This window comes from Brachyspira sp. G79, from assembly GCF_002379365.1.
In the GTDB taxonomy this organism is placed as follows: domain Bacteria; phylum Spirochaetota; class Brachyspiria; order Brachyspirales; family Brachyspiraceae; genus Brachyspira.
Map to the genome: position 1 here is coordinate 261,755 of NZ_JQIU01000007.1, position 13,100 is coordinate 274,854.

Here is a 13,100-nt window from a genome sequence, read left to right on the forward strand (position 1 = left end):
ACTATAATATAAACATGATGCAGAGCAAATATATGGAAACATACAAACTTTATGAATAATATAGAAGATTTAAAAAATCTAAAAAGAGTAACTCAGAAAGAAATAGCAAAAAGACTTGGAATAAGCAGAACTACTGTTGCAAGGGCTATAAACGGCAGTGAGTTTATTAAAGAAGAAACAAAATCAAAAATACTTGAATTAGCCTCAAAGCTCAATTATGAAAAAAATTATATAGGAAGTTCTTTAGCAAATCAAAAAGAAAAGATTGTTCATTGTTTAGTAGCATATTCTTTCAATGAGTTTTATACCAGCGAAATTATACGCGGATTAAATACTGTATCGAAAGAGTATTCAATATACAATTATAATCTAAAAATAACAGCTACAGAAATACATTCCCCAGATAAACAAATAGAACTACTTAAAAAAATATTAAAAGAAGATGATATAGACGGACTTATAATAACACCATTAAATAGAGATGTTATTTATGATATTTTAGAGCCTTATTTTAATAAGATAAAAATAATATCTATAGGAACAAGACTTTCTGAAAAGATTGCCCATGTTGGTCCTAATCATATAAAACAAGGTGCTATGGCAGCTGGTATAGTTTCTAATATGCTTAGAGATGATGAAGGACTTCTTATAATAGATAATGGTGATGATAAAATATCTTCTGGAATGTATTTAGAAGGTTTTTTAGAGAGAATAAAACATACAAATATAAGTATATTAGGTCCCATATTATGCGGTAATATAGAAGACAGTATTTACACAATCAAAGAAATGTGTGTTAAATATGATATTAAAGGTATTTATATAAATAGATACGCTCAGGAAATATACGATATAATAGACAAAAATATATTAAATGGTAAAAAAATAGTTACACATGGTATGGCAGGAAGTATAAAATCATTAATAAAATCTGGTATAATATCATTTACTATTATGGAAGAAGTATTTATGGAAGGATATGATGCGGGTAAAATGATGTTTGAAATGATATATAAAAATCATATAACTAATAATTGGAAAGTATCTGATTCTAAAGTGATATTTTTTGAGAACTTAAGTATTTAATTTTATTAGACAACTATATATTCATACATTACACTTACTGCTTGCATAAAAAATTTATTTGATAATTTCACTTGATAAAATTAACATATTGTGATAATATATTTAAGATATATTATATGATGTTATATCTGTTTACTTTTTCAAAATTAGAAATTAAATAATATTAATAAATTTATTAGGAGATATAAAATGGAGCAAAAGATAAGATTAGTAGAAGCAAAATATAAAAAAGAAGCTATTTTGCCTTTTGAAATAGGTGATACAGTAAAAGTATGGGTTAAAATTATAGAAGGCGACAGAGAAAGATTACAAGCCTATGAGGGTACTGTTATTTCTATACGCGGTAAAGGAATTAATAAAAGTTTTATAGTAAGAAAAATCTCTTATGGTGTAGGTGTTGAGAGAATATTCCTTCTTAATTCTCCTAGAATAGATCATGTTGATATTATACGTAAAGCTAAAGTAAGAAGAGCTAAACTCTACTATTTAAGAAAGAAAGTTGGTAAAAAAGCACGCTTAGTAGAAAGATTAGGCGTGAAAATTCCTAAACATTCAGATTTGATTAAAAATACTGCAGAAGAAAATAAAGCTGAAGAAAGCGATTCTTCAAAAGCAGAATAATGTTTTTTAATTTTGTTATTTTTTAAGGAGAATTTTTATGGGTTATAAAATAGTTGCCAAAGAACAATGGTCAGAAAAAGTATTTATGATGAAAGTTGTAGCTCCTGATATAGCTAAGCATCGTAAAGCAGGTAACTTCATCATTTTCAGATTAGATGAAAAAGGCGAAAGAATACCGCTTACTATAGCTGATGCTGATACAGAAGCTGGAACTATTACTATAGTAACTCAAAGTATAGGATATTCTACTTCTAAACTTATGCAGCTTAAAGTAGGTGATGAAATATTAGACGTTATAGGACCTTTAGGTCAGCCTACTCATATCGAGAAAAAAGACGGTATAGTTTTAGGTGTAGGAGGCGGTGTTGGTATTGCACCTTTACATCCTATAATGGAAGCTCATCATAAAGCTGGAAATAAAGTTATCTCTATATTAGGTGCTAGAGATAAATCACTTATCATTATGGAAGATATGATGAGAAAAATATCTGATGAAGTACTTATTTGTACTGACAATGGAAGCTATGGAGAAAAAGGGGTTGTTACAAATATGATAGAAAGAATCTATGACAGAGGAGATAAAATATCTGAAGTTATAGCTATCGGACCTGCTATTATGATGAAATTTGTAACTATACTTACTAAAAAATATAATCTTCCTACAGTTGTTAGTTTGAACCCTATTATGATAGATGGTACTGGTATGTGTGGATGCTGCAGAGTAAAAGTTGGCGATCAAACTAAATTTGCATGTGTTGAAGGTCCTGAATTTGACGGACATTTGATTGATTTTGATCTTCTTATGAAAAGACAGGCTATGTACAAAAAAGAAGAGCATGAATGTAATTTAAAATTGGCTAATTAATTTTTATTAAATTTGTATTTAAAAGTTATAGTCCAAATTGGGCTATAACTTTTTTATTTATGCGGTATATACCTAAACAACTATAATTTGTCAAAAATTAATTTTTTAATTTTAAATATTTGCAAGGTTTCACAGTCATAATACAGTTCTTTTATGACGTCTATACACCACACTCTGCGTGCCACAACTGCAAACGAAGGAAATACTATTAAGTATAGGTGTATGCGGCAAAAAAGCTGATAATTCTATATAATATGCACCAATTGACAAAATAAAATCATTCCAATATAAAATATAATCTTTCGCTACTACGCAGAACGAACCACAACTATAATTTAAAAATAATAAATTAAAAACTTATAAATATTAATAAAACAAGTCTAATAAAAAATATTAATTTTTTACAATTTTATGTAAATTCTAGGCTTAAAATGATAAAAAACTTTGTTTAACTATAAGCATATAAATAATAATGATTAAATAACGGAGTTTTTATATGCATACAAAAATATATTCAGAAGCTCTTTACGGAATAGAAGGAATACCTATTGTAATAGAAGTTAATATATCAGAAGGATTGCCTAAATTTGATGTTGTAGGACTTCCAGACCAAGCAGTTAATGAGGCTAAAGAAAGAGTAATAGCAGCAATAAATAACAGTGACAGATTTTTTCCGCCAAAAAGAATAACTATCAATTTAGCACCTGCCGATATAAAAAAGACTGGGAGTATGTATGATTTGGCATTTGCTTTGGGAATACTATCATCAAGTGCTCAGGTATTTTTTTCAGATTCTATGGAAGATACTATTATACTTGGAGAGCTTGCTTTAGATGGAAGTGTGAGAGAAGTAAAAGGAATATTTTCAATGCTACTAAATGCCAAAGAACTAGGGATAAAAAATGCTATTATACCATTTAACAATATGGAAGAAGCTAATATAATAGAAGGGCTTAATCTTTATCCAGTAAAAACACTTAAAGAGGCAATAGATGCTGCAGAAGGAAAAAAGGCTTATATAGTTTCAGAAGGAAGATTTAATTTTGATATTTCTGATGATGATAAAATAGATTTTTCAGATGTTAAAGGTCAGGAATATGCCAAAAGAGCCGCAATGATTGCAGCTGCTGGCGGGCATAATTTTATAATGATAGGAGCTCCAGGATGCGGAAAAACTTTAATAGCAAAAAGAATACCTACAATACTTCCGCCTCTCACTTTTGAAGAAGCATTAGAGATAACAAAAATATATTCTTCTTACGGGCTATTGTCAAAAAATATGCCTATAGTAAAAAAACGCCCATTTAGAATACCACATCATACTTCATCTTATGTAAGCCTTGTAGGAGGGGGAAGAAATATAAAGGCTGGAGAAATTACATTAGCACATAATGGTGTTTTATTTCTTGATGAGTTTGTAGAGTTTCAAAGTTCAGCATTACAAACTTTAAGAGAGCCTATGGAAGAGAAAACTATAACTATAAGCAGAGCAAATGGCAGTATTTCTTTTCCTGCTAACTTTACATTGATTGCAGCTATGAATCCATGTCCCTGCGGTTATTACGGAGATGAAAAACATACTTGCAGATGCTCTGACATAGCTAGAAAAAAATACATTGCAAAACTTTCAGGACCTATACTAGACAGGATAGATATATCAATAGAGGTGCGTGCTGTTGATTATAATAAAATGACTTCAAAAGCTGATGGAGAAAGCTCTAAATCTATGCGAAAAATAGTTACAAAAGCAAGAAAAATACAGGAAAAACGATTTAAAGAAAACTCACTTAAAATATTTTCAAACTCTTCTATGGGTATAAAAGACACTGAAAAGTTCTGCATATTAGACGATAAAGCAAGAAATTTACTTAATCTAGCTATGGAAAGATTTTCAATGAGTGCAAGAAGCTATAATAAAATATTAAAAGTATCAAGGACTATAGCCGATTTGGAAGAAAAAGAGATTATAGGAGTTGATCATGTTACAGAGGCACTTCAGTACAGATTTAATTTGAATTGATTATTATTAAAAGTATAAAATATACTTGTTTCAAAACTACTTGACAAGATTATATATAAAAATTTAATAATTTATCAATTATATAAATAATGTTTTATATGTTGTACAAATTATTATTTTAGTATATAAATATCCAGTCTTTCATGTCTGCGGACAGTACCCACTTATTTGTGCAACCTATACCTGACGGTACTTATATGACCGAAAAAGAAGTGGGCTTTAAGAAGTACTCAGAACGGCGGACTGTGTACTTTGTAAGGACAAATCAACTCTTATAAAATAAAAAACACTAAAAATTAAAACAGTATAATTATCTATTGGTTTAATTTTTAAACAAGTCTAATATATAAAAATAACTATAAAGAAAAAATAGTAGTGTATATTTTTATATTAGCTGTATAAAAACAAAAGATTACAACACATCTAATATTTAAATATTTTTATATACTTTTTACAAAAAATATATTTTTTTAAATAATACTTTAATAATATACCGTATATATGTAATTTTAACCATTTTTAATATATTGAGGTTGATATATATTAAATATATGTTATCATAACATGTATATAGGACTTTTATATGGATATGGTATGAAGATTGTATCTGGCAGATTCTTCTCTAAATCTGAGTTAAGAAATAGAATATTAAGAGATGTGATTATATTAGTATTGTTCTTATTTATAGCTTTTTTGGTGTATATACAGATGAGAAGCCCTATACCTATTAAATTTATTTTTAAATCTCTATTTCAGGACGTAAAAACTTCTATAGTAGAAGAATATTCCAAAATATTTTACCCTACATACTACTTCTCTATGCAGATGACGCCCATATTTGATATAGTAAATCAAGCACCTGAAGCATATAAAATACTTATAACAAATTTCTTTCCAAAGCATACATTTATAGAAAAAGCTGCCATGAAAGTCGGAAATAATTATATGTCTATTACCAAAGAAGGAAACGGATACAAGGTTGTAGGGCATATTGTAACCAATAGCAATGAAAGCAATCAGTATGCTTCTGTACCTTTTGAACAATTAAGTATAGATTCTTTCTATGTAAAAGACGGAAAACCTTATATACATTTAATATACATAGCAAATGAAAATATAGCATTTGAATATATATCTCAGTTTAATGTTAATTTTAATGATGTTGAGCTTAAAAATATAGAAAATATTTACGCTTATTTAGTTACTGGAAACAGCAAAATTACTTTTCCAGTATCATACAATAGTACAAACAGCAATACAAACAATAATATAACAGCACTTGATTATAATGCTATAGCCGATATTATGACTAAAGAATTTAACGGTACTAATGAAGACATGATAAAAGTATATTATAAAGATAATGTATATTGGGGATATAAGGGTTCATTCTCTGTAGCGGACAATAATATAGAAATAGGCATCATCATACCAGAAAAAGCACTTATAAATAAAATACAGGTTCCTATTATACTATTCTTAATAGTATTTATTGCTGTTAGTGTAATACTTGTTGTCATATTAGCAATACATTATATTAGAATTATAGAAGACCTTAAAAGAAATCACATGAATATAAAGAAAATCATTGAAGAAGGCGAAAACACTAATGTAGAGTTCAAATCTACATTAAGATACGACAGCAATACAGAAAAAATCAATAAAGCATTAGAAGAAGTAATCATGAAATCAATCGCCGCATTCAGTAATACAGAGGGCGGAAGATTATTTATAGGTATATCGAATGACGGCGAAATATTAGGTCTTGAGCATGATTATAGCACATTAAAACATGCCAACAGAGATTTTTTTGAGCTTCATTTAAGAACACTCATTGAAACCTATTATGGAAATGCTTTCTCTGCTGAGGGAATAAGAATCGATTTTGTTACCGAAGATGAAAAAGATATATGTATAGTTTATATTAGTAAGGGAAAAGAGCCTGTATATACTAAAATTACAAATAAACAAGGGGCAAAAGAAGAGAAATTCTATATACGTGTAGGAAACTCTTCAAGAGAAATAGCTAATGCCAGCGAAATAATAGCTTATGTTAAAAAGCATTTTAAATAATTAAATGTTTTATATATCTAACTTGACTATTTATAATTAATACCATATAATAATTATTATTAATAATAAAGGAGTGTTTATATATGTCTGTATATGATAGTATTATAATAGGCGGAGGTCCTGCTGGGCTTTCTGCTATGCTGTATTTGGGCAGAGCTTTAACAAACTCTCTTCTGATAGAGAAAAAAGGAGCTGGCGGTCAGATGATGAGTACTGATACAGTTGAAAATTACCTAGGCTTTCCAGAAGAGATAAGCTCTTTTGAACTTGTTGCCAAAATGCAGCAGCATGCCGAGAAGTTTTCAAAAAATGAAATAGTTTATGATGAAGTTATAAAGATAGAAAATATAAAAGAAAAGGTAAAAAAGGTTATCACAGCTGACGGAAAAACTTATGAAACAAAAACTATAATACTTGCTATGGGAGGCTTTGCCAAAAAATTAGGAACTAAAGGAGAGGATACTTTTTCAGCAAAAGGTGTTTCATACTGTGCTACATGTGATGGGGCTTTCTACAGAAATAAAACTGTTGCTGTAGTAGGAGGAGGAAACAGTGCTTTTGATGAGGCTTATTTCCTTACAAGATTTGTTAATAAAATATATTTAGTTCATAGAAGAAAAGAGTTTAGAGCTGAACCTATAAACGTAAAACATTTAACAGATACTGGAAAGGTAGAATATGTACTTGATTCTGTTATAGATGAAATTTGCGGAGACAGTAAAGTTACAAGCATAAAAATAAAAAATGTACTAGACGGAAATATTCATGAACAAGCCGTAGACGGGGTATTTGTATTTGTAGGACAAGAACCTGCAACTCATTTCTTAAAAGATACTGGAATAGAATTGAAAGAAACTGGTCATATAGTTACAAATATGTCTACAATGGAAACTAATATTGAAGGCGTATTTGCATGCGGAGATTCTGTATTTAAACCTATACGTCAGGTTGCTAATGCTGTAGGAGAAGGTGCTGTTGCTGCTGTAAGTGCCACAAATTATATAAACAAAGCATAATAAAAATAAATTATAAAAAATAAATGAGCATAACTTAAAACATTATGTTCATTTATTTTTTAAAATATCTCTTATAACATTAGCTCTAATTTCATCTATATTTTTGTAATAGCTGCTTTTCTGATATAACTGCTTTAAATGTCCGCTTTTTCCAGCTGCTATAATATAATATAAAGTATCAAGCTCCAAATCCTCAAGTATCCCGTAATCAATACCTACTCTAAGCCATAAACTATACTTTATAAGCTCTCTATATTTTAGAGTTCTTGCTGATAATAATATTGCTCTACTTCTGTATATTCTATCTTCAATTTCTATTCTATCCAATTTTTTTATTCTGCTTCTGATTCTTTTCTCTTTTTCTGATATTTCTTTAACTTTTTCGATAATACTGTCAAGTATAAACCTCTCAGTAACTCCTATCATAATATTATTTTTTATATACATAAGCCCATTTTTTATACTAGCTTCAAATCCCATTTTAGCACATTCATTAACAAAATAATCTATATTATCAGGAGTTTTCCAAATAAGACAAGGTATAGCCAAACATACATTTACACTCATAGCAGTACCTATTACTTCAGGGGAGCTAGTTAAAAATCCGAACTTTTTATCATAGGCAAAATCTATTTTTTTGTCTAATTCATTTTCTATCTTGTATGCCCTATTAAAACAGTCCTCAAGTTCTAATCCCCTTGCTATAGTCTGTATTTCCAAATGTTCATTAGAGTTTATAAGTAAAGATGAAGATTCATTTATATCGGTATATAATGAAGCATTAACTAAATTTTTATTTTTTGATATTGTAAGATTTTCTATTAGTATGCGTATATTCAAATTAGGTTCATTAAAAAGTTTTATATATTCAAACTCATGATTTAAATCTTCTATATTTGTTCTTAAAATAGTTTCAGTTTTATCAAAATCATCTTTATCCATATGATAAAAAAATCTGACATTATCCAAATTTCTATAAATTGAAACTTTTGAATATAATACTATATTATCATCATTTCCTTTCTGATATATCCAATTTGCTATGCTGTTATTAACGGACATCTTTTTTTTCGCTCTTAGTTTTTTTAGATATTAAATCATGCTGCAGAGTTTCAAGTTTGTCTCTTATTAAGGCAGCCTCTTCAAAATTTTCTATTTTTATTAACAGTTCTATTTTTTCTTTATACTCTTCTATTTTTGATTCTATATCTCTGAAACTTAAATTTTTATTAGATATTTTCCCTATATGCTTATTCTCTCTATGCATCTTTTTAACTGCTTTAGATAAATCTGATTTTAAATATTCATAACATTTAGGACAGCATACTGCTCCTGTCTTTAAAAAGTCTTCCAAAGAATATCCGCAAACTTTGCATACTTTATTAGAATTAGAAACTTTCTTCTTTTTCTTTTTTGAAGGTAGAGATCTGTAATTAGGAAATACTGTATCAATATTATCGAATTCCAACTCAAGACATTTCTCCATAATATTGCCGTTAATCTCGCATTCTTTACATATATTTATCTGATGACGCTCATTACCTATAATTTCCTGAATATATAATACAGCCTTCTCTTTACCACATATATCGCATTTCAAAATATATAAACCCCTAAATAACTTAGTTACAAAATTTTATCATTTAATAAGAAAAAAAGCAAATAATTTATATACTTTTACCTCAATTTAATAAAAATATTCAAGTCTTCCTTGTTGGTAATCTTTATATTATTAGATGAACATAACACTATTTTTACATTTCCAAAATATTTGCTATATATTTCAGCATCATCTGTAGCTAAATTGGAATTTTTATCGTTAATATATTTTTCAATGGCTGTAATATAATTATCAAATTTAAATCCTTGAGGAGTAGCTGCCCTATAAAGATATGTTCTGTCTATAGTCTCTATTATATTATTATTATCATCAGCTTTTTTTATAGTATCAACCACTTTTGAAGCCAGTATTGCAGCATCATGCTCCAATACAGTCTCATATAAAGATTTTATTTCATTTCTGCTTACAAGAGGTCTAACCCCATCATGAATAAATACATAATCAGTCTTTATATTATCTTTTATAAAAACAACAGCATTATATACAGAATATACCCTCTCACTTCCGCCTTCTATGTAATGCATATTCTTTTTTGATTTTTCTTTTATGCTGTCTTCTTTTTCTATATATTTTTTTATATTTTTTATATCGTCTTTGGAGCTTACTAAGACAATATTATCAAAATTAAATTTAAGCATATTTATTAAAGTATGTACAAATATTGGCTTTTTATCTACTTTTATAAACTGCTTTTTTACTTTACCGCCGAAACGTTTAGAACTTCCAGCTATTAATACTACTAAAGTTGTATTCATAAATATTATATCTCTTAATTATTTTCTGTATTGTCTTTTTTATTATTTTTATCTCTAAGCATTCTTCTCTCTTCTCTTCGTTTTTCTTTTTCTATATTTCTTTCATCTCTAAGTTTATGTCTTGCATCTCTTCTAGCCTGAACTTCCTGTTTCATCTTCAATTTTTTCTCTTCTTTCTCTCTTTTTCTATTTTCATTATACTCTTTTCTTTCTGCATTCATCTTTTCTCTTTTTTCTTTTATCTCTTCAAGCTGCATCTTCCATTCAGCTCTTTCAAGTCTTTTCATCTCTTCACGTTTTTTAGCCTTTTCCTCTCTTTCCTGCATTTTTTCTATTTTTTCTATTTCTTTTTCTCTAAAGAGTACAAGTTTCACTGGGTCTTTTATTTTGCTTAATTTATTTCTCATCTTCTGAATATAATCTTTTCTTTTACCAATATTTTTAGGAAAAAGTTTAGCCCCCAAAGCATCTATAAAAAGTCTTGTTCTTAAAACAACACTATTTTGAGTTTTCAAATTAATAACAGATATCCAAGGAACTTTTGATATAATAATAAGTGCTATAACTCCAGACATAGTATTAGAAAATAAATTACCCCAGAATACTGACCAATAAGATAAATACTTTGTAGTTACAATGATAAATATAAATCTTAAAAACCATATTCTAAGTATACTAATTATAAGAGGAACCCTAGTCCTTCCAAGCCCTATTAAAGCACCCTGTACAACCATAGTAATACCGAAACCTAATACCCCTAATGCAAATATGGGCAAAGCACCATTAGCAACATATAAATCTTCGGCCTCCCTAGTAAATAGTATAGTTATATGAGGAGTAAGAGGTATAACAATAGCTATAAGTATAATAGCTGTAATAGCACTTAATACCATACCTGTATAGCATGACTTTTTAGCTTTATCAGCATATTTAGCTCCTATATTCATACTAACCATAGTTGTAACAGCAGAACCAAATGCCGCTGGAAGATTAAAACATACAGTAGTTATATTATTGGCTATACCCTGACCATTTAATATAGTAGCTCCGTATTTTTCTACTTCAGTATTAATTAAAAAGAAGCCTAAATTGCTTAAAAAAGTAGTAAGCATTGAAGGAACACCTATTATCATAAGTTCTTTTAAAATGGATCTGTCAAATTTAAAATCTTTTAAAGATAATTTATCATCGCTCTTTTTTATAAATAAATCATAATACATCCAAGCTGTAACTATAAGGTATGTAGAAAATGATGCTAATACGCTTCCTAGTATCTTTAAATGCATAAAATAAACATATATAAAATTAAATACTATTTTTAAAAGAAGAAGTATAACACTTCTTATAAAAGTAGCTTCTGGCTTACCATTGGCATTTTTTATACCATTATATAAAGCAGCCAAAAATGTCATAGGCATAACAAAACTATATAATGATAAATACTGATATACATTTTCTTTAATGCCTGGCTGTAAATTCATAGAGACTAATATACTTACAATATAAAGTGTAGGCCCCATAGCAATACCAAATAAAACACCTGTAACTACTATTTGAGTTGATATCTTTTTAGCATTTGTAAAATCCCCAAGTCCATTATACTGCCCAACTATTGCCATAGCAGCAACCCCCAAACCTTGAGATAATGCTGTCATCATATTAATAATAGGTTCAGCAAAGTTTACACTGCTTGCTATAATAGTACCTGTAACATTATTAAGAAAAAGTCCGTCCATTAATGGTATTAACGACTGAACTAAACTCATCATAAGTGTTGGTATAGAAAGCATTATTAATGTATTAGTAATAGAGCCATGAAGTATTAAATCACGCCTTGCTTCTGTTGACTGACTTTTAAAAAAATTGACCATAAATAATTTCCTTTTACTTATAAAAAAGCACTATAAATATTATATACTTAATAAAACAATAAATACATATAATACAAAAAATTATATTGATAAAAAATTGATATAATATTTTACCCGCATATAAAGGCTATATTATACCAATAATAATAAAACTTTTAAAGATTATTTTGATAATATTTAAAAAATTATAATAATTTCATTCATAACTTAATATAAAAATACTGAATATATATTGTACTTGTTTCAAAACCTATTTTAATAATTATTTATAATGATTTAAAATATAATGTTTTTAAATTATAGCGGTACTTTACCATTACGAAGCAGACATCGTGACTGCTCTGCATGCTTAGCAAAAAACCAATTCTTTTATGACGAATGCCTACTGCAACCAAAGAAAGTACCGTTAGGTTGGTATGATAAAAAGAACCATACACTTCGAAAGAACTGCATTTTTCTAGTTTAAATATATAATTTACACAACATATAAAACATTTATTTATAAATAATTAATATTATGTAATTAAAAATAATAAACTGGTAATTTTTTATCAAGTACTTTTGAAAAAACTCTTATATATCCAAATAAATTATCTTAGCACCACTTCCACCCAAATGAAGAGGAGCATCTGAATAATACTTTATATGATTTTTCCCGTCTGTTTGTAAATAATATTCCACCATATTTTTTAACACAGGTATTTTATTTTCGCTTCCAAAACCTTTACCATGTATTATAAGAATAGGACTTATTTTATTTTTCTTACATTCATAAATAAAATGCTTAACTTCTATCAAGGCTCTATCGCTAGTAAGTCCATGCAAATCCAACCTGTCTTTAGGGGTGGCATTTTTTATATTAGGCTTAAATTTAGTATTAATCTTTCTATCATGAATAGATTTTTTAGAATGATTAGTGCAATCGAGATTCTCAATTGCACTTAAAAACATTTCTTCATCTTCTTTTGTATAAGGCTTATTTTCTTTTGAAAAATTAATTTTTTCTAATTCTTTATTATTGTAAATTTCAATATTTTTTTTATTTATATTTTCTTTTTTTGTGTATTCAATATTTTTTTTATAATCAAAATCGTCAGGAAAATATCCATGTTTTAAATAAAATAAAAACAGTTTTCTATCTTCTTCTTCAGATTTTTTTGACATATAATGAA

Annotated in this window: 11 protein-coding genes; 6 read left to right on the top strand and 5 right to left on the bottom strand. The window is 27.9% G+C overall.

Annotated features, from left to right (window positions below; genetic code table 11):
- Window positions 1–51: 51 nt before the first annotated feature.
- From KQ44_RS01275 to trxB, 6 genes are all read left to right on the top strand, one after another.
- Entirely contained in the window at window positions 52–1,086 is a 1,035-nt protein-coding gene (locus tag KQ44_RS01275; protein ID WP_096735907.1) for a LacI family DNA-binding transcriptional regulator, read from the top strand.
- 189 nt (window positions 1,087–1,275) lie between these two features.
- Entirely contained in the window at window positions 1,276–1,707 is a 432-nt protein-coding gene (gene rplS, locus KQ44_RS01280) for a 50S ribosomal protein L19 (RefSeq protein ID WP_096735908.1), read from the top strand.
- Window positions 1,708–1,744: 37 nt separating this feature from the next.
- On the top strand, window positions 1,745–2,572 hold the full coding sequence (locus KQ44_RS01285; RefSeq protein ID WP_020004631.1) for a sulfide/dihydroorotate dehydrogenase-like FAD/NAD-binding protein: 828 nt from the start codon (window positions 1,745–1,747) through the stop codon (window positions 2,570–2,572).
- Window positions 2,573–3,068: 496 nt separating this feature from the next.
- On the top strand, window positions 3,069–4,592 hold the full coding sequence (locus KQ44_RS01290; protein WP_096735909.1) for a YifB family Mg chelatase-like AAA ATPase: 1,524 nt from the start codon (window positions 3,069–3,071) through the stop codon (window positions 4,590–4,592).
- Window positions 4,593–5,186: 594 nt separating this feature from the next.
- Window positions 5,187–6,665, top strand: coding sequence for an ATP-binding protein (locus KQ44_RS01295; RefSeq protein WP_096735971.1), 1,479 nt, complete (start codon window positions 5,187–5,189; stop codon window positions 6,663–6,665).
- An 83-nt stretch (window positions 6,666–6,748) separates the two neighbouring features.
- Window positions 6,749–7,681 (top strand): thioredoxin-disulfide reductase, encoded by a 933-nt coding sequence (gene trxB / locus KQ44_RS01300; protein ID WP_096735910.1) that lies wholly within the window; start codon window positions 6,749–6,751, stop codon window positions 7,679–7,681.
- A gap of 48 nt (window positions 7,682–7,729) precedes the next feature.
- Here the strand turns inward: trxB and KQ44_RS01305 are convergent, their stop codons facing one another.
- The 5 genes from KQ44_RS01305 to KQ44_RS01325 form a co-directional block, all read right to left on the bottom strand.
- On the bottom strand, window positions 7,730–8,743 hold the full coding sequence (locus tag KQ44_RS01305; RefSeq protein ID WP_096735911.1) for a guanido phosphotransferase: 1,014 nt from the start codon (window positions 8,741–8,743) through the stop codon (window positions 7,730–7,732).
- On the bottom strand, window positions 8,733–9,281 hold the full coding sequence (locus tag KQ44_RS01310) for a UvrB/UvrC motif-containing protein (RefSeq protein WP_096735912.1): 549 nt from the start codon (window positions 9,279–9,281) through the stop codon (window positions 8,733–8,735). The genes KQ44_RS01305 and KQ44_RS01310 overlap by 11 nt, the downstream gene beginning before the upstream one ends.
- 77 nt (window positions 9,282–9,358) lie before the next feature.
- On the bottom strand, window positions 9,359–10,057 hold the full coding sequence (gene ispD, locus KQ44_RS01315) for a 2-C-methyl-D-erythritol 4-phosphate cytidylyltransferase (protein ID WP_096735913.1): 699 nt from the start codon (window positions 10,055–10,057) through the stop codon (window positions 9,359–9,361).
- A gap of 14 nt (window positions 10,058–10,071) precedes the next feature.
- On the bottom strand, window positions 10,072–11,928 hold the full coding sequence (locus KQ44_RS01320; RefSeq protein ID WP_096735914.1) for an MATE family efflux transporter: 1,857 nt from the start codon (window positions 11,926–11,928) through the stop codon (window positions 10,072–10,074).
- Window positions 11,929–12,501: 573 nt separating this feature from the next.
- Window positions 12,502–13,092 (bottom strand): Smr/MutS family protein, encoded by a 591-nt coding sequence (locus KQ44_RS01325; RefSeq protein ID WP_096735915.1) that lies wholly within the window; start codon window positions 13,090–13,092, stop codon window positions 12,502–12,504.
- Between the last annotated feature and the right edge of the window lie 8 nt (window positions 13,093–13,100).